General features: G+C 41.7%; 15 protein-coding genes. 7 read left to right on the forward strand and 8 right to left on the reverse strand.

What is annotated here, in order from left to right:
• Positions 1-3 precede the first annotated feature (3 nt).
• A complete protein-coding gene (gene dusB / locus ACWICE_RS18910) occupies positions 4-999 on the forward strand; it encodes a tRNA dihydrouridine synthase DusB (RefSeq protein WP_185213916.1) in 996 nt (331 codons plus the stop codon).
• Positions 1,000-1,032: 33 nt separating this feature from the next.
• Here the strand turns inward: dusB and ACWICE_RS18915 are convergent, their stop codons facing one another.
• From ACWICE_RS18915 to ACWICE_RS18925, 3 genes are read right to left on the reverse strand one after another with little or no spacing between them, the layout of a single operon-like run.
• Positions 1,033-2,520: a lipopolysaccharide biosynthesis protein gene (locus ACWICE_RS18915; protein WP_254529019.1), complete on the reverse strand. Its 1,488-nt coding sequence runs from the start codon at positions 2,518-2,520 to the stop codon at positions 1,033-1,035.
• Positions 2,521-2,522: 2 nt separating this feature from the next.
• On the reverse strand, positions 2,523-2,804 hold the full coding sequence (locus ACWICE_RS18920) for an acylphosphatase (RefSeq protein WP_185213915.1): 282 nt from the start codon (positions 2,802-2,804) through the stop codon (positions 2,523-2,525).
• Positions 2,805-2,839: 35 nt separating this feature from the next.
• Entirely contained in the window at positions 2,840-4,003 is a 1,164-nt protein-coding gene (locus ACWICE_RS18925; protein WP_185213914.1) for an amidohydrolase family protein, read from the reverse strand.
• 355 nt (positions 4,004-4,358) lie between these two features.
• On the opposite strand from ACWICE_RS18925, the gene ACWICE_RS18930 reads away from it, so the two are divergent.
• The 3 genes from ACWICE_RS18930 (at position 4,359) to ACWICE_RS18940 (ending at position 7,739) form a co-directional block, all read left to right on the forward strand.
• Entirely contained in the window at positions 4,359-6,812 is a 2,454-nt protein-coding gene (locus ACWICE_RS18930; protein WP_454299006.1) for a TonB-dependent receptor, read from the forward strand.
• Positions 6,813-6,938: 126 nt separating this feature from the next.
• Positions 6,939-7,397: a D-aminoacyl-tRNA deacylase gene (gene dtd, locus ACWICE_RS18935; protein WP_454299007.1), complete on the forward strand. Its 459-nt coding sequence runs from the start codon at positions 6,939-6,941 to the stop codon at positions 7,395-7,397.
• A gap of 12 nt (positions 7,398-7,409) precedes the next feature.
• Positions 7,410-7,739 (forward strand): nucleotide pyrophosphohydrolase, encoded by a 330-nt coding sequence (locus tag ACWICE_RS18940; RefSeq protein WP_185217354.1) that lies wholly within the window; start codon positions 7,410-7,412, stop codon positions 7,737-7,739.
• A gap of 130 nt (positions 7,740-7,869) precedes the next feature.
• On the opposite strand, the gene ACWICE_RS18945 is transcribed toward ACWICE_RS18940, so the two are convergent.
• Positions 7,870-8,625 carry an endonuclease/exonuclease/phosphatase family protein gene (locus tag ACWICE_RS18945; RefSeq protein ID WP_454299008.1) on the reverse strand — a complete coding sequence of 252 codons (756 nt, stop codon included), beginning with the start codon at positions 8,623-8,625 and terminating at the stop codon, positions 7,870-7,872.
• A 64-nt stretch (positions 8,626-8,689) separates the two neighbouring features.
• Between ACWICE_RS18945 and ggt the strand changes: the two genes are divergently transcribed.
• Entirely contained in the window at positions 8,690-10,384 is a 1,695-nt protein-coding gene (gene ggt, locus ACWICE_RS18950; RefSeq protein WP_454299009.1) for a gamma-glutamyltransferase, read from the forward strand.
• A gap of 106 nt (positions 10,385-10,490) precedes the next feature.
• On the opposite strand, the gene cydB is transcribed toward ggt, so the two are convergent.
• From cydB to ACWICE_RS18970, 4 genes are all read right to left on the reverse strand, one after another.
• Entirely contained in the window at positions 10,491-11,561 is a 1,071-nt protein-coding gene (cydB, locus tag ACWICE_RS18955; protein WP_454299010.1) for a cytochrome d ubiquinol oxidase subunit II, read from the reverse strand.
• 3 nt (positions 11,562-11,564) lie between these two features.
• Positions 11,565-12,905: a cytochrome ubiquinol oxidase subunit I gene (locus ACWICE_RS18960; RefSeq protein ID WP_185217358.1), complete on the reverse strand. Its 1,341-nt coding sequence runs from the start codon at positions 12,903-12,905 to the stop codon at positions 11,565-11,567.
• A 151-nt stretch (positions 12,906-13,056) separates the two neighbouring features.
• On the reverse strand, positions 13,057-14,379 hold the full coding sequence (locus tag ACWICE_RS18965) for a DNA recombination protein RmuC (RefSeq protein WP_454299011.1): 1,323 nt from the start codon (positions 14,377-14,379) through the stop codon (positions 13,057-13,059).
• Positions 14,380-14,405: 26 nt separating this feature from the next.
• Positions 14,406-15,593: a formimidoylglutamase gene (locus ACWICE_RS18970; RefSeq protein WP_454299012.1), complete on the reverse strand. Its 1,188-nt coding sequence runs from the start codon at positions 15,591-15,593 to the stop codon at positions 14,406-14,408.
• 111 nt (positions 15,594-15,704) lie between these two features.
• Between ACWICE_RS18970 and ACWICE_RS18975 the strand changes: the two genes are divergently transcribed.
• Complete coding sequence (locus ACWICE_RS18975; protein WP_454299013.1) at positions 15,705-16,670, forward strand: NAD-dependent epimerase/dehydratase family protein; 966 nt, start codon at positions 15,705-15,707, stop codon at positions 16,668-16,670.
• A 23-nt stretch (positions 16,671-16,693) separates the two neighbouring features.
• Positions 16,694-17,989, forward strand: coding sequence for an HAD-IB family phosphatase (locus ACWICE_RS18980; protein ID WP_185213903.1), 1,296 nt, complete (start codon positions 16,694-16,696; stop codon positions 17,987-17,989).
• The last annotated feature ends 88 nt before the right edge of the window (positions 17,990-18,077 follow it).

Raw genomic sequence — 18,077 nt, forward strand, 5'->3', positions numbered from 1 at the left:
ATAATGTCGGTAAAGATAGGCGAACATATTGATTTAGGTGAGTTTCCATTGTTGTTGGCTCCTATGGAAGATGTCAGTGATCCTCCATTCCGTTACGTGTGTAAACAGAACGGTGTGGACATGATGTATACTGAGTTTATCTCCTCCGAGGGCCTGATACGTGATGCCGCTAAGTCTCGCCAGAAACTGGACATCTTTGAATATGAAAGACCTATAGGCATACAGATCTTCGGTTCGGATATTGAACACATGCGTCAATCGGCTGAAATCTGCACGGCAGCTAATCCAAACTTAATTGATATCAACTATGGTTGTCCGGTTAAGAATGTAGCTTGTCGTGGTGCTGGTGCAAGCCTATTGCAGGACATCGACAAAATGGTCGCGATGACCAAGGCTGTTGTAGATGCTACCCACCTTCCTGTTACCGTCAAGACGAGATTGGGATGGGACGACAACACCAAAAATGTGTATGAGGTTGCTGAACGCCTGCAAGACATCGGTATCAAGGCATTGGCTATCCATGGTCGCACCAGGGCGCAGATGTATAAAGGTCAGGCAGACTGGTCGATGATCAAGGACGTGAAAAGGAACCCAAGGATTCAAATCCCAATTTTTGGAAACGGGGATGTTGACTCTGTGGAGAAAGCTGCTGCTTGGAGACAGGAATTTGAAGTTGACGGCATTATGATTGGCAGAGCATCCATCGGCTACCCTTGGATCTTTAGGGAAATCAAGCACTTTTTCAATACTGGAGAACGCCTAGACGGCCCTACGGTATCGGAACGTGTCGATATCTGCCATACCCACCTGACCAAGTCCATTGAATGGAAGGGCGAGAAAACCGGAATTTTTGAAATGAGGAGGCATTATGCCAACTATTTCAAAGGAATTCCTAATTTCAAGGATTATAGAATGAAACTAGTCAGCCTACAGGATGTCAATGAAATCCTGGAAGTACTGGAAGAAATAAGATTTAATTTTGCAGAGGAAGTCGCTTAGGAATAAGCGACTTTTTTTGACTCCATATTTTGCTTATCGCCTTTTCAGGATCTTGAACAAGGTGTTTTTTTCTAAGTAGAACACAGCCCCCAAAAACAGGATAAACAATAGATTGCCTATCCAGAAATGTCCAAAATAAGCAAACCAAGAGACAATCAGTCCCATAAAAAGGTAAGCTAGGATCTTCTTGCTGTTATAGGGAATACTATAGTTCTGCTGTCCCCAGAAATAGGAAAGTCCAACCATCACCACATAGGCACTAGTGGTAGACAATGCGGCTCCTACATAGGAATAGCGAGGAATCAGAATGAGGTTCAAAATAATGGTAATAATCGCCCCTACTCCAGATATATACAGGCCATATCGGGTCTGATCGGATAGTTTGTACCAGATGGACAGGTTCATGTACACTCCCAAAAGCACATAATTGAAGAGCAAGATCGGAACGATAAACAGTCCTGACCAATAGGCTTCGGGCTCTAATTTGGACCCCCGTATAAAGGCTTTTAACCAGTCAAGGTTGGCACATAAACCAATCATCACGATGACCATCGCAATGACGAAATACTCCATAATCATGGCATAGGTCTTCCTCGCATTCTCGTTCTTAGCATAAGAAAAGAAGAATGGTTCTGCGCCCAATCTAAATGCAGTGACAAACAGGTTTAAGAAAACGGCAATTTTTGCTACCGCCCCATAAACACCAAGGTCCATTTCCCCTTGCTCTCCTGGCACCAACCGCGGGAACATGATCTTATCCAGATTTTCATTGATAATAAAGGAGATATTGGCAATCAAGATCGGGAAAGAATAGCTCAGCATACTCTTGATCAGCTTATTGTCCAGTCGGAATCTAAATCCAGCAATCTGCGGAATCAATAATAGCAAAGTAACCAGACTGGCCATTAAATTGGCAATAAAAACATTACCTAACCAACCTTCACGAAACCAACCTGCACTGAATTCCCTGAAAAATTCCGAGTTCTTGTTCCATTCTGGCAACCATGCCAACAAGGTAAAATTGACAGTGATAAAGACCAAGATGTTGATCAGTTTTACCAAACCATATCGAATTGGCCTCCCACCTGCTCTCAGTTTGGCAAAAGGCACTACTGCGATCGCATCGGCAGCAATGATCAGCGCAAAGAACTTGACGTACAGAATATAATCAGGTACATTTTCTCCCTCACTTAAAAAATGGGCAATGGGCTCTGTAAAAGTGAACACAGACAAAAGGAAAATTGCTGTGGTAAATAGGGTAATCAAGAAACTATTGTCGAATACACGATCTTTATCAGCGTCCTCCTTTTGCAGATAACGGAAAAAAGTCGTTTCCATTCCAAATGCTATGACAGCATTCAGCAGGGAAGCATATGAAAAAAGATTGGTAAAAACTCCGTATACGGAGGTGCGAAACTTCCCTGTAAAGAAAGGGGTCATCAAGAACCCAAGCATTCGGGACAAGATGGTCGAGAGACCATAGATCATCGTATCGCTGACAAATTTCTTAACTACCGACACGCTTATTTGATTTTCTTAACGACTTCGAAATTGCGGAATCCCTTGATTTCATCGGACTCTTCATATTCCACATGGGCAACTTCAGCATGTTCAGGCCCCTCCTGACAAAAGTCTATTAATGACTCTAGGGCGAAAACATCGCCCTCAGCTTCTATATAAACAGATCCATCAGGTTCGTTCATCACAAAACCTTTTACCTTCAATTGATCAGCAACAGCTTTTGTCGAAGCCCTGAAAAAGACTCCCTGAACTTTACCTTGAACCTTAATATTCCAATGTTTCATGAATACAAAGGTAAAAGAAGAAATAGAATTAGAAACTATCTAATTCTTCTAACCTTAACTTTCGGGTTCAGCTTGAATGTATCCATTCCTTCCAATAACACCAAGCCCGGTTTCTTGCCTACTTCCAAAGACCCTAATTCACTTTCTAGGTTCAATGCTTTAGCACCGTTCAACGTAGCCCATTTGATAGTCTCATTGAAGTCCAAATCCGGAAACTCTTGGTGGATAACCTTTAATTCCTCTAAAATATCCAATGTATCGTTTGACGCTAAACTATCGGTACCAATCACGATGTCATGGCCTCCCAACAAAAAATTGTCGATTTTAGGAATTCTATCTTCAATATATAGGTTGGCTTTTGGACAGAAACAGAAATAAACCGATCTACCCATTCTATCCACAAAATCCAGGTCCTTAATCGAAGTATATGTATTGTGCACTAGGATCAATTTATTCTTGCTAGGGATATAGGGCAAAAATGATTGCAGGGAGTTTCTAGCTTGGGCTCTAAAATCTTCCATCACCATGTCCATCTTCTTGAAAAACTCCAAGAACTCGCCTTTTTTATAACGGAAAAGCTTGTTTTCTTCATCACTTTCCTGATTGTGGATACTGATGATATTATCTTCGCTGATTGCTTTTTTCAAGGTCTTAAATAAGAATTTAGAACCAGAATAAGGCGCGTGAGGGGTGATTGAGGAATGTTTGTAATCAAAATGGAACTCAATTTCCTTAGCATTGTCGATTCTTGTAACAACATCTTCCTTATTGGTTGCCATTACTTCAACAAACGTATGGTATTTGATAGGGCTATTTTCCTTGATCTTAGCGGTAACTGCTGAGTTCACGTGGTCGCCGACAGCTTGGATTCCGTTTTCATACATCATTTTGTCAGCTTCTTCCATGGCCGCTTCCAACTTGCTTTCATGATTTCCGCGTTCGTTGATTACATTAGAAAGAAAGTTAGGTAATCCTGTACTTCTAGGCACAACACCTAATAAATGGGAAAGTTCTAGATGACAATGAGCATTTACAAATCCAGGAATTAAAGCTCCTTTGAATTGTTCCACTAAATTTTCATCTATTTCACCTGGATTGAAAACACCTTTCACAATCCCTTGATCATCCATCGCGACTACCCCCTTTTTAATAGCAGGCCCGGCAACAGGAAACACAACATCAGCAGCGTAATACTTCATAAGAAATTAATAGTTCCGTTTTTTTAAAGTTAGCGTAATTTGCCCATTGATGGCAATGCAGGCAATTTACAAAAAAATACTATCAGTTTAACTAATAAAATAATAATTACGAATTTGTTACAATAATATTTAAATTTTGTTTTATTTATCCAAAAGGCTAGCTTTGCGCTATCGAATAGGGGTGCCTTGTTGAAAAACACGAACAAAGGCTGAGATTATACCCTGTATTTCAAGTGATTACAAGAAATACATACCTGATCTGGATAATGCCAGCGTAGGGAAAGGGCGGTTAAATAGAACTTGTTGTGACCCCTTACAGCAAGAAAGTTTAACTCTTTAAAACATTTTTTTTATTATGTTTAACAAGCTTTGGGCAACTTTAGCCTTATGTTTGCTAGTACTTGCGAGCTTTGCTCAACAAAACTTCACTGTTAGGGTTTTAGACAAATCTGGAGCACCTGCAGATGCCGCAACTGTGTCCATCGACGGACAATCCAAATCCACCAATAAAGACGGAATTGTCGTTTTTGACAATCTAAGCACAGGCTTTCATGACTTAAAAATTTCTTTTATTGGTTATAAATCCGAGATTTTAAGAATAAATCCGAAAAATCAAGCTAATTTTTCCATTCAATTAAAAGACAACGTGTATGAATTCGAGGAAGTTTATGTAACAGCAACACGTGCGAAAGAAAATTCCGCGACTACTTTTAAAACCATCAATAAGGAAGACATCAAGAAAAACAACCTCGGACAGGATATTCCATATCTCCTGGACCAAACCCCTGGCGTCGTTATAGGTTCTGATGCCGGTGCTGGAATCGGATATACAAATATGACTATCCGTGGATCCGACAATGAACGTATCAATGTCACTTTGAATGGTGTCCCATTGAACAACCCCGAAAGCATGGGATCCTTCTTTGTAAACCTTCCTGATTTTGCCTCAAGTACAGAGAGCATCCAGATTCAACGTGGTATCGGAACATCGACCAATGGCCCTGCTGCTTTTGGAGCCTCTTTAAACTTCCAGACCGACGCCCTGGAAACAAAGCCCTACCTAGAGTTCAACAACTCCTTTGGTTCCTATAATTCTTGGAAAAACACCCTAAAAGCTGGGTCAGGACTGATCAGCAATAAATTCGCATTTAATGCTAGGTTATCTAGGATCTCTTCGGATGGCTATGTAGATAGAGCTTCCTCCAATTTAAAATCTTTTTATGTTGATGCAGGAATGTATACTGATAAACATACCTTGAAAGCCACTGTGTTCTCAGGTAAGGAAAAAACTTACCAAGCTTGGTATGGCCTTGCCGAACCATTATTCACTGGCAATAAAGAAAGGATTGAGGAGTATGCCGATAACCTTTGGTTGTTCGACAAAGAGCGTGAGAGATTCTTAAATGGAGATCGAAAATACAACTACTATACTTACGACAACCAGACGGACAACTATACGCAGACGCATGCCCATCTGAATTACTCCTACCGTCCTTCTGAAAAAATGACCTTCAATACGGCGCTTCACTATACCCGCGGTGCAGGATATTATGAAGAATTCAGACCATTGGATGGACTAGACCATTATGGAATTGATCCAGTAGTGGCTAACGGCAATACAATTAATGATACCGATTTGATAAGGAGAAGGTGGTTGGACAATCATTTCTATGGCTTGACCTATTCCCTGCTCTATAAGCCATCCAACAACCTGAACTTCACTTTCGGTGGTGCTTACAACCAATACAAAGGCGATCACTATGGAGAAGTAATTTGGGCAGATCAAGTCCCAGAGGATAAACTCAATGACAGATACTACTTTAGCCATGCCAATAAAAATGACTTCAACTTTTACGCAAAGGCAGATTATAGAGTAGAAAACTTCCTTTTCAATCTGGATGTCCAGTACAGGAACATTGTTTATAACGGAAAAGGTGATGATGATAAGATAAAGGACTTCACGTTTGAGGACACCCACAACTTTATCAACCCCAAAGCAGGCGTTACATATTTCTTGAGCGGCAATTCCAACCTATACGCTTCTTACGCCTTTGCGAGCAAAGAGCCTACTAGAAACGATTACGTAGAAAACCCAATAGGTGCAATTCCGAAGACAGAGAAGATGCAGGATATTGAGGCTGGATACCGCTACAGAGACGAAAACATCAATATAGGAGCAAACCTATATGCCATGCTTTACAAAGACCAGTTGATACCAACCGGAGCATTGAACGATGTGGGTTCAGCGGTAAGGATAAATGTGGACAAAAGCTATCGAATGGGATTTGAGCTTGATGGAAGTTGGAGAATCCATCCTAAATTCATTTGGTCAGCTACCGCAGCTTTATCGCAAAACAAGATTAAAAACTTTGTAGAAAACATCCCTGTTTATAGTGACGATTTCGATTTTGTAAAGTATGATTTGATCACGCATGAAACTACGGATATTGCAAAATCACCAACTGCGGTCTTATCTAATAATTTCACCTATAAACCGATTGAATCATTAAGTTTCAGCTTTTTGAGCAAATACATCTCGAGGATTTACCTAGACAATACCTCCGAAGTGAACAGAAGCATCGCTCCATCCTTCGTCAACAATTTCCAGGCTATCTATTCATTCTCGGTATTTGGCCTTAAAAACGTCGACCTAAACCTGATGATCAACAATATCTTCAACGAAAAGTATGCAACCTCAGGTTATACATATATCATGATTATGGAATCTGTAGGAAAGAGAGATTATTTCAATTTCTACTATCCGCAGGCTGAAACTAATGCCATGCTAGGATTAAATATTAGATTTTAATAGTACCAAACCCCACAGAAGATGTCCTTTCGTTCATTCGGAAGGGCATTTTCGCTTTTTGGGCGTTTTGAAACCCGATTGCCCAATTGATTTTGCCAATAACGAATTAAATAATACTTTTAAGCCATGCGAGCAGTAATTCAAAGAGTGACACATGCATCCTGTACGGTAGACGAACAGATTACAGGACAAATTGAAGATGGTTTACTCGTTCTTTTGGGTGTAGAAGAAGAGGATTCAAAAGAAGACCTTCAATGGTTGGGACAGAAAATAGTCAATCTGAGGATATTTTCAGACGAACAAGGCTTAATGAACAAATCCGTTCAGGATATCCAAGGCAACATCCTATTGATCTCCCAATTCACCTTATTTGCTCAGACCAAGAAAGGGAATCGCCCTTCCTTTATCCGCGCCGGCAAGCCCGACAAGGCAAAACCTATGTATGAGGAAATGGGAAAGTATCTATCAGGCCTTCTGGGAAAGGAAGTACAAATGGGGATTTTCGGCGCTGATATGAAAATCGACCTCCGAAACGATGGTCCAGTTACCATTATCATGAATACTAAAGACAAAGACAACTTCTAAACACATACTAATATGACAATCAAAGAAGCTCAGGAAATTGTAGACAAATGGATCAGTACCACTGGAGTTCGTTACTTCAACGAACTGACCAATACGGCCATGTTAATGGAAGAAGTTGGCGAGGTAGCCCGCATCATGGCCAGAAAGTACGGTGAACAGTCTTTTAAAAAATCAGATGAGGAAGTCAACCTAGCAGATGAAATGGCCGATGTACTCTTCGTTCTGATCTGCCTAGCGAATCAGACCGGAATAGACCTGACCTCTGCACTAGAAAAAAACCTTGACAAGAAAAATATGCGCGATGCAGATCGCCATAAAAATAATGAGAAATTGAAGCAATAGACATAAGACTATAGACATAAGACACAAGACCTTTGTCCATCCCTATATAGGGTTGGCCGATTCTATTAGGGAGTCCAAGCCGTAGTTTCGAAGTTGAAATTTCTTATGTCTTGTGTCTGTTGTCTATTACCTAGAACTCAATCTCCGCATACAAAGGCAAATGATCTGAAGCATACTCTTCTTTGATCACTTGATACTTTTTCCAATTAAAATCCTGATTCTTTAGCACCATGATATAATCGATTTCATTCTTTGTATTAACATTCGGAGAAGTAGGCTGATTGGATGTCGTATTTCTAACAAAATATTTTTCAAGGATCTGAATCGGTTTAGACTCCGGTTTTGCATTCAAATCCCCAACTAAGATCAACGGTTTTTTATATAGCTCACCAAGTTCATTAATGAATTCCGCTTGTGCGATCCTGTTCTCTTCCTTCAGGTCCAGATGCGTATTTGCCAATGAAACGACCTTTCCTCCAGGCAACTTTACATCTACAATCGCCAAAGAACGATTTTCACTTGTCACCGGCATAGGAAGATCATATCTCCTTTTACCTACGATCTTATGTTTACTCAAGATCAAAATGCCATAATAGCCTTTCTCCAGGTCGATTCCTTTAGAGAAGAAATATTCAGTTCCCGTAAGTTCTGCCAGTTTCTCTGCCTGGTTCACCATTTCCGAACGTGAGACGTTGATATCAACTTCCTGGATACCGATAATATCTGCATTCGCATCATTGATAACCTTTGCGATAGCTTCAATATCAATTTTCCCAGGAGTGGAAGGTGGATTGGCATGGTGAATATTGTAGGTCAGGATTTTTACGGTTTGCGCTTTCAGTTGCATGGACACAAAAAGCAATAGGATCAGGCTCAGTATTCGCATAATTAAAAATTTGATTGAAGTTAATATAATTCATCTAATAATACCAATTTATTATCTTAGCGACATGAAAAAACCTAATTTGATTTATTTATTCTTAATCGTCTTTTTTCTGGGCTCTTGCTCAGTTAATCAACAGACTGCTTCCAACCAAACCGAGTATGAAAATGGAGCAGTTGTGACGGCTCACCCGATTGCTTCAGAGGTGGGAGTAGAGATCTTAAAAAAGGGCGGAAATGCTGTTGATGCAGCAATTGCTGTAAAATTTGCTCTAGCAGTAGTCTACCCTAACGCTGGAAACCTTGGGGGCGGTGGATTTATGGTATTTCGTGGAAGAGATGGTTCGGTATCATCCCTTGACTTCCGTGAAAAAGCACCTCAGAAAGCTTCCAGAGACATGTACTTGGACAAAGATGGAAACCCTATTACCGACCTAAGTCTTTACGGACAATTGGCCTCTGGTGTACCGGGATCTGTCGCAGGGATGGATGCTGCCTACAAAAAATATGGCACTATCGCTTGGAAAGACTTAGTTCAACCGGCCATCGACCTAGCTACAAAAGGCTTCCCGATCACCAAACAACAGGCTGGCGAATTCAACCGCTACAAAGCCCGCTTCCAAAAATTCAATCCTAATGGTGCTGCAATCATCCGCGACACGGAATGGAAAGAAGGCGACCTATTCGTACAAACTGAATTGGCTGAAACCTTGAAGCGAATTGCAGAACAAGGACGTGATGGCTTCTATAAGGGACAAACTGCCGAATACATCGTTGCAGAAATGAAACGTGGCAATGGTATCATCAGCTTAAAGGACCTTGAAGATTATCAGGCAAGCTGGAGAGACCCTATTGTAGGCAAGTACAAAAACTATAAAGTGATTTCTATGCCTCCTCCTTCTAGCGGTGGTGTGGCATTAATGGCACTATTGCAGTCCGTTGAGAAATACCCGCTTGCAAAATGGGGATTCCAGCATGACAGTACCGTACGTGCAATGGTCGAGGCTGAACGCCGTGTGTATGCAGACAGAGCTACCCACTTAGGTGACCCTGACTTTTACCGCGTACCGATCGCAAACCTGACCGACGCCAAGTTCAACCAGGACCGTATGGCTAAGGTAAACTTGGATAAAGCTACCCCTAGCGATCAGGTAAAAGCTGCCAAGTTCCCAGGTTACGAATCTGAAGAGACTACCCACTACAGCATCGTTGACAAGAATGGCAATGCCGTTTCCTTGACCACAACCATCAACGGTTCTTACGGATCATGTGTTTGGGTAGATGGTGCAGGATTTCTTTTGAACAATGAAATGGATGACTTCTCCGTAAAACCAGGTTCACCAAATATGTACGGCCTTCTAGGTGGTAAAGCAAACTCCATCGAACCCGGAAAAAGAATGCTTAGCGCCATGACACCAACCATCATCGAAGAAGATGGAAAACTGAAAATGGTGGTTGGTACGCCAGGTGGATCCACGATCATCACTTCGGTATTCCAAACCATCTTAAACGTATTGGAATTCGACATGACTGCACAAGAATCCGTTTCAGCAGCCCGTTTCCACCACCAATGGCAACCCGACGTAATCGACGTTGAAGAAAAAGCAATCAACGACAAAACTCGTCAAAGCCTTGAAGAAGACGGTTACAAAATCAATAAAAGAGGTGCTATCGGCCGCGTAGAAAACATCGTTATCCTCAAAAACGGAAAACTCCAAACCGGAGCCGACCATAGAGGCGATGACCAAGCGAGGGGATACTAGAGAGTATTTAGTATAAAGTATTTAGTATTTAGACAATAGGACGCCCTACAATGTCTAAATACTAAATACTAAATACTAAATACTAACTACTAAATACTTTAAAAGCCTAATGATACCCCACATCATCCAGCTTGCCTTTAAATACCCTAAATTGGATGATAAAGTAGATAACTACCAGCAGGAAGGCAATCACGAACCAATATAGACCCACGGATAGGCCGTATTCATGGCCGGCGACATTGTAGACCGTTAGGGATGGATTGACAGAATTGGTTGATGGCAGTACATTTGGGAAGAGTGAAGCAACGGTCGTTGCAAAGCTCCCTAGGATAAATAAGGTAGAGAAAAGAAATCCCATACCATCTTTCTTAAATTTCTTGATCCAGAACTGACCAATCAAACCTACTCCAGCGATTACAGGAAAAATCCATAACCAGGAATGTCCGATTAGGTTATTGAGTGGAAATGGTTTTACATATTGCCATAACCCTGCTGTTAGGACCACTAAAAAAGCAAGGGCAATATTCAATTTGAAAATGATGCCTTTCAACCTTTGGTTCAAGCCAGTAGAGGTTTTGAGAATAATCCAGTTGGCGCCATGAATGGTAAGCGTAAATACAGAAACAATACCCAATAAAATCGTAAACCAGTCAATAATTCCGTGAACATCAGACATAGGGTCTAATGTGGGATTCCATAATTGCAGGAAGAAATAATGGGGTTCTTGTGTGGACACACCATTCTCCACCATGCCAAGGTTCACTCCACGCACCACGTTTCCCAGTGCAGCCCCAAAGAACAGGGCCAGGAACAGACTCGCCATGCCAAATGCCTTCTCCCAAAACCTTTCCCACAATTTATTGTGGATCTGTCCACGAAGCTCCAAACCAACGGCCCTAAAGATCAAAAACCATAATACCAGCATCAATGGCAAATAGAACCCACTGAAAGCCGAAGCATATAAAGTAGGAAATGCGAAAAACAGAACACCTCCCGATGCAATCAACCAAACCTCATTGGCATCCCAAAAAGGACCGATTGCATTGCGGATGGCTGCCCGCTCCTCATCGGTTTTTGCAAATAATAAATGAACAATACCAGCTCCAAAATCATATCCATCCAGCACCACGTACATGCCCAACATAAAGACCAAAATGATAAACCAAAACATTTCCATAAGCTATGATTTTAGTGCTAAATTAGTTTCAGGACCTTTTCTGATGATCTTCAATACCAGCATCAAGAACAACAGACCCAATAAAATATACAGCCCTACAAACCCCAATAAGGTAAACAGGGTGTTTCCTGAAGAAACCGTAGGAGAAACTCCATCGACCATCCGCATCAGGTTGAAGACCAACCAAGGCTGTCTGCCCAATTCCGCAGTGTACCACCCTGCCGTATTGGCGATATAAGGAAATGGAATCATGAACATCAATATCCATAATACCCATTTCGTTTGAAATAGCTTTTTCCGCCACAGCAGGAATGCAGCAATCATCATGATTCCAATAAAGATGGTCCCTAGACCAGCCATGATATGATAACTGTAATATAGTCCAGGAACGTTTGTCGGATGGATATCTTCATCAAATTCATTGAGCCCTTGAATGGTGGCGTCCCAACGTTGATGGGTCAGGAAACTCAAAACCTTCGGCACGGCGATCTTATTATCAAGTTTTTTGTTCTCCATATCCGGTTGCCCGATCAATATTATCTCAGAACCGCCAGTTTCGGTCTCAAAGATACCTTCCATGGCAGCAAAGGTAGCTGGCTGATGCTTTACCACATTCTTGGCCAACATATCACCGGTGGGAAAAGCCACAGCAATCGAGGCTATCAAACCAAAAACAACGCCTGTCTTTAAAAAGACCTTTCCATAATCCGCATGTAGATTGCTCAGCAGGTAAAACGCTCCTACTGCCGACACAAAGAATGCGGATGTCACCAATGAACCAGCTTGATTGTGCAGGTAAGAAGGTAACAGCCAAGGATTGGTAAATAGCGCAGAAAAGTTGTTGAGCACAAACTTTCCGTTTTCCAAAATCTCATAGCCGACCGGATGCTGCATCCAGGAATGGGTCGCCAATATCAAGTAACCTGAGGCCCACGAACCGATAAAAACCATCAAACCTGCTACGAAATGGAGTTTATGTCCCAAGAGTTTCTCCCCAAAAATAAACATCCCAAGAAAGGAGGACTCCAAGAAAAAGGAGAACATCCCTTCCATTGCCAAGGTCTGGCCAATTATCCCACCAGTCAACTCCGAAAACTTCGCCCAATTTGTCCCGAACTGAAACTCCATCGGAATCCCAGTAACCACCCCCATCGCAAAATTCAGCGCAAAGATCTTCATCCAAAACTTGGAAGCATCATTATAGATGATGTTATTGGTCCTAAGAAATCTCCATTTGAAATAAACAATCATGAGTGAAAGACCCATGGTCAATTGCGGAAAGAGGTAGTGAAAGGTAATGGTAAATGCGAATTGCAGGCGGTTGTAGAGGATCATATCTTCCATTAGACAATCTGTTTTGTGGTCGAACTTTCCTTAAAATTAAGGCATTACAACTGCAAATCAAACAAATATTAATAAAATACCATATTTGCCTGAATTAAGTCTTTTTGATGAAAATTTCTTAGCTGAATACGTCAACAGGATTCCATTGACGTTAATCTTCGAGGTATTTATCCCCTATCTGTTTATTGGCCTTAGCGCCAAGTGTCTTTAACTGTTCTATTTTCCGAATCACATTTCCAGAGCCTGAACTGAGCTTCTTCATGGCCTCATCATGCTTGTCTGCGGCTTTTTGGAGCATCCCCTGAAGCTGATCCATATCATTCAGGAAACCAACAAACTTATCATACAACAAACCTGCTTCCTTAGCGATCTCCAGAACATTCCTGTTCTGCCTTTCCTGTTTCCAAACACTGGCGATTGTCCTTAACGTGGCCAATAGTGTCGAAGGGCTCACGATCACCACGCGTCTATCCCATGCCTCACTGAAGAGTTCTGGTTTAAAGTTTACCGCTAGGCTTAAGGAAGACTCAATTGGGATGAACAGCAAAACAAAATCTGGCGATTGTATGCCATATAGCGAATGGTAATCCTTGGCCGATAGTTCCCTAACATGGTTCTCGATGGATTGTACATGCTGTTTAACAAATATTAACCGATCCTCCTCGGTATCTGCATTTACAGCTCGTTCATAGGCTACCAATGATAATTTGGCATCGACAATCAAATGCTTCTCATCAGGTAAATAAATCACGGCATCTGGTTGAAACCTTCTGCCATCCGCCTCCTGAACAGAAGCCTGAAGTTTATATTCTTGGTCCTTGATCAGACCCGAACGTTCCAATACTCGCTCTAAAATAACCTCGCCCCAATTCCCTTGCTTCTTATTGTCCCCTTTCAGCGCCCTGGCCAAGTTATTTGCCTCATCCTTGATCTGTACGCTCTGTTGCATCAATTGTTCCACTACGCCCTTCAGAACATTGCGCTCAGCCGATTCCTGCTGATAGGACTTCTCCACCTTCTCCTCAAAGGTTTTGATCTTCTCTTTTAAGGGATCCAATACCTGCGAAATATTTTGCTGGTTCAACTGCGTAAACTTGAAAGATTTTTCTTCCAAAATCTTATTGGCCATGACCTGAAACTCATTGTTGAACTGGGCTTTCATGTTTTCCATTTCCAGCCTTTGCTCAGCAAATTTCTCCTGTTGGGCCTGTAGGTAAGCATTCGTCCCTTCCAAACTCCGCTCTACAGTTTGTCTCGCCAAGTTTTCTTCCCGCAGTTCACTGGACAGGCGGTCTCGATCGGCAATCAAGATCTTTTCACGCTCCTGAATTTTGGCAAATTCCAATTGGAGGTCTTTGGTAGCATCCTGCAGCCTATTATGCTCTTCCCTAGACACAGCCCTTGCGTTGCGCCAAATAAGAAAGGCACAGATAGCAACAAGGACGATAAGGGAAACAAGATAGACGACTTCCACGCTATTCAGATTGATAAACTATATGATTACTGTAGTTTCTGATGGGTTTTCCACCATAGATCCGGCATTTCACCAGCAACTGCCATTTGATAATCCTCATAACGGCATGGCACTAGGTAAAAACGTTCATTGACAGATTTGGAGCCAAAGTATGGAACTTGCATCCACCAACGGTCAGACTTTTTGCTCTTCACAAAAACCAACTCATAATCCTCTGCTTCCAAAGTGGTTCTGTAGATGATATAATTAGATTTAGGATACATCGGAGCATCCTTTTTACGGCTATAGAACCCATCGATGAAACACCAGATCATTTGGGCGATCAGCATGCCGGTCTGGCCCATGGGATCAAAGGTCGGGTTGTATTCATAGATTCCAAAAGAACTGCATTTATCGGACATGCCAGCATATCTTGACAGTTGACAGGCTTCATCACCATATAATCCATTAGGCCCTGCATTTGCATTTCCGCAAGCTTCTGAAGCGCGAATGGCACCAATGTCAAAACTGACCATATCCGCCGAACGGATAATAGGCTCTGCTTGGTCCAGCTTGCCCGAAAAGCTTCCCAATCGCATCGCATTGAAAAACAATTTATCATACATATTGATCGACTCTTTGCTCACTAGATAGGTCTGAAAACCAATATTGCTAAGATTGAACAAATAATCTGGCTGATGTAAGATTAAATGGTTGAGATAGGTCTGTGAATTCAAAGGCATATCCTCGGCATTCTCCTGATCCAGATCAAACCTAGAATCGATGACCGCAACATCTACACGTTGCTCCAGATTCTCATACGAAGTATACTGCGCATAGGTCAGATCCTGTCCGCCGCCAATCAGTATAGGAAGGATATCTTTTTTCATCAATTCTTCCATTACCAATTTTACGGCCACGTAGGTGTCCTTTACCGTTGCTCCTGCTCTAATATTCCCCAGGTCGGCGATCTTCACGCTGTAATCCCCTTGATAGAGATCGTAAAGATGCTTGCGGACCATGTCCGGTGCTTTTTGCGTACCGTTGTTGTTGACTGCTGACCGTCCCTCTTCTACACCAAAAATAGCAATCTGCGGATAGCCCGTTTCCTCATCCCATTGCGGAAATACATCCGTATATTTTTCGATGGAATGACCGAATTGTGAGTTGTAATATTCTGTTGGAAGACCTAATTCTTTTAGGGAGATGGGTGATAAAAAATCAGCTAAAGTCATATTGATTGTCTAATTCCTCAAATTTTATTGAGTTTATCCTATTGTATTTAGCAAATATGCATTTATTAACTTACTTTTGAACTACATAATTTTTCAACAATAAGTTAGGAAGTGATATTAGTAACAGGCGGAACAGGTTTTTTAGGGTCTACGTTATTGCAGTACCTCATTGATGAGGGGCATAGTGTGATTGCTTTGAAAAGATCGACCTCCATTATTCCTGACCCCTTAAAGTCCTCATCACTCATCCAATGGGTGGATGCTGAAATAACAGATTATTTCGCCCTCGAAGACATTATCCCTAAAGTCGATCAAGTTTATCACTGTGCAGCCAAGGTTTCTTACCAAAAGGAAGATGCCGCTGAGGTCATTGACACAAACGTTGAGGGTACCAAACACATTGTCAATCTCTGCCTGGAACACCAAAAAAGATTGCTCCACGTCAGTTCGATTGCCGCTTTGGGATTCAGCAAAAAAGGACTTCCGGTAACCGAAAATGACAAATGGGAATTTAACCCTAAGATCTCCAAATATTCTTTGGCGAAGTACGAAAGCGAGATGGAAGTCTGGAGAGGGGTCGCCGAAGGTCTGGACGCCGTAATTGTCAATCCTTCCGTTATCATGGGTATTGGCTGGGGCGAAAAAGGCTCCCGTGCCATTTTCAACATGGTAAATAAAGGTAACAAGATCTATCCTTTGGGTTCTGTCGGAATCGTCGATGTTTCCGATGTGGCAAAGATCATGATCCTCCTGATGAATTCCGATATTTCCGGCCAAAGGTTTATCCTCAATGCTGAGAATATCAGTAACCAAGACTTGCTGACCAAGATCAGTGAATTGATGAACAAGCCCGCACCACACATCAAGGCAAACTCGCTGATGCTTTCCGTAGCATGGCGTTTAGCAAAATTAGGTGCTGCGATCAGTGGGAAGAAACCTGCCCTGACCAAAGAGTCTGCTCGCGCAGCAAACAGTAAATTACAATACGACAATTCCAAAATAAAGGAAACGTTGGGCTATACATTTAAACCTCTGGATCAAACCCTAAGAGAAGTATGTGAAGCCTATTATTTATAGCAACAATCTAAACAAAACATACAGTGAAAAACTATTACATCATAGACTTCGATAGCACTTTCACCCAAGTCGAAGCCCTAGACGAATTAGCAAGGATATCCTTAGAAAACCATCCTGACCAAGAGAAAATTTACAACGAAATCGAGCGCTTCACCAATTTGGCTATGGAAGGCAAGATTTCTTTCCGTGAAAGCTTGGCTGGACGTGTAAGTTTATTGCAGGCTAATCGCCAACATTTGGACAAACTGATCGCTCATCTAAAAAAGAAAGTTTCCAAATCTTTCAGTAGAAACAAAGACTTCTTTAGGGAGAATTCAGACACCGCTTGGATCGTTTCCGGTGGGTTCAAGGAATTTATTACCCCTGTAGTCAGTCCGTACCATATCAAAAAAGAAAACATCTACGCCAATACCTTCAAATTTGACGCTGATGGGAATATCATCGGTTATGATGAAGCCAACCCCCTATCGGATGAAGGAGGAAAGGTTAAGCTCTTAAAACAGCTCAATATCGAAGGTCGGATCTTTGGAATCGGTGATGGGTATTCAGACTTCCAATTAAAAGAATCAGGCTTGATCGAAAAGTTCTATGCCTTTACCGAGAACATTTCTAGGCAATCGGTAACTGATAAAGCGGATCATATCGCACCAAGTTTTGACGAATTCCTATATGTGAATGACCTCCCTAGAGCTATCTCCTACCCAAAGAACAGAATCTTATGTCTTATTGTAGGTGATGTCCCTGAAATTGCTGCGCATATCTTGAAAAGAGATGGATTCTCCATCCGTGTCAAGGAGACATTGGAAGAGAAATATGTGAAGGACGTTGGCATGCTATTATTGGGTAACGGAGAAACCATAGCAGATGATGTACTATCAAGAGCAGATAAATTAAAGACCATCGGCTATCTAGGCGATGTGAAGGGACATATCTCAAAAGCTATCTGTACTGAAAAAGGAATTGTGGTTTTTGATGACAAAAAGAACAAAAAACGAAATGCGGAATTTATCCCTCGCCGTATGGCTGACTTCATCAACAATGGTGATACAGATCAAAGCAGGAATTTCCCTAACCTAACCCTACCGGGCTTAACAAGGGCGCACCGTCTACTGCACATCCATAAGAACGTCCCTGGTATCATGGCGCAGATCAACAAGATCTACGCGGAAAATAATATCAACATCTTTTCTCAATTCTTGATGACTAGAGGTGAAATAGGTTATGCGGTTACAGATATCGATGCTGCTTACGATAAACAAATGCTTAGGCAATTGAAGCAGGTCGATAACACCATAAAATTTAGGATTTTATACAAGTAAAGAAAGTTTTTGTCTAAAAAGCATGGATAAACTAATGTTTTGGGTTTGCCAAAACCGAATGCCGACAATAGCATTACAGGGAGTAAAT

Source organism: Sphingobacterium sp. NPDC055346 (assembly GCF_053645235.1).

Bases quoted from the DNA above. Each gene is read 5' to 3' on its own strand.
- ACWICE_RS18970 (WP_454299012.1), bottom strand. From the start codon at position 15,593: ATGACTTTAGCTGATTTTTTATCACCCATCTCCCTAAAAGAATTAGGT.
- ACWICE_RS18925 (WP_185213914.1), bottom strand. From the start codon at position 4,003: ATGAAGTATTACGCTGCTGATGTTGTGTTTCCTGTTGCCGGGCCTGCT.
- dtd (WP_454299007.1), top strand. From the start codon at position 6,939: ATGCGAGCAGTAATTCAAAGAGTGACACATGCATCCTGTACGGTAGAC.
- cydB (WP_454299010.1), bottom strand. From the start codon at position 11,561: ATGGAAATGTTTTGGTTTATCATTTTGGTCTTTATGTTGGGCATGTAC.
- ACWICE_RS18940 (WP_185217354.1), top strand. From the start codon at position 7,410: ATGACAATCAAAGAAGCTCAGGAAATTGTAGACAAATGGATCAGTACC.
- dusB (WP_185213916.1), top strand. From the start codon at position 4: ATGTCGGTAAAGATAGGCGAACATATTGATTTAGGTGAGTTTCCATTG.
- ggt (WP_454299009.1), top strand. From the start codon at position 8,690: ATGAAAAAACCTAATTTGATTTATTTATTCTTAATCGTCTTTTTTCTG.
- ACWICE_RS18960 (WP_185217358.1), bottom strand. From the start codon at position 12,905: ATGGAAGATATGATCCTCTACAACCGCCTGCAATTCGCATTTACCATT.
- ACWICE_RS18945 (WP_454299008.1), bottom strand. From the start codon at position 8,625: ATGCGAATACTGAGCCTGATCCTATTGCTTTTTGTGTCCATGCAACTG.
- ACWICE_RS18920 (WP_185213915.1), bottom strand. From the start codon at position 2,804: ATGAAACATTGGAATATTAAGGTTCAAGGTAAAGTTCAGGGAGTCTTT.
- ACWICE_RS18930 (WP_454299006.1), top strand. From the start codon at position 4,359: ATGTTTAACAAGCTTTGGGCAACTTTAGCCTTATGTTTGCTAGTACTT.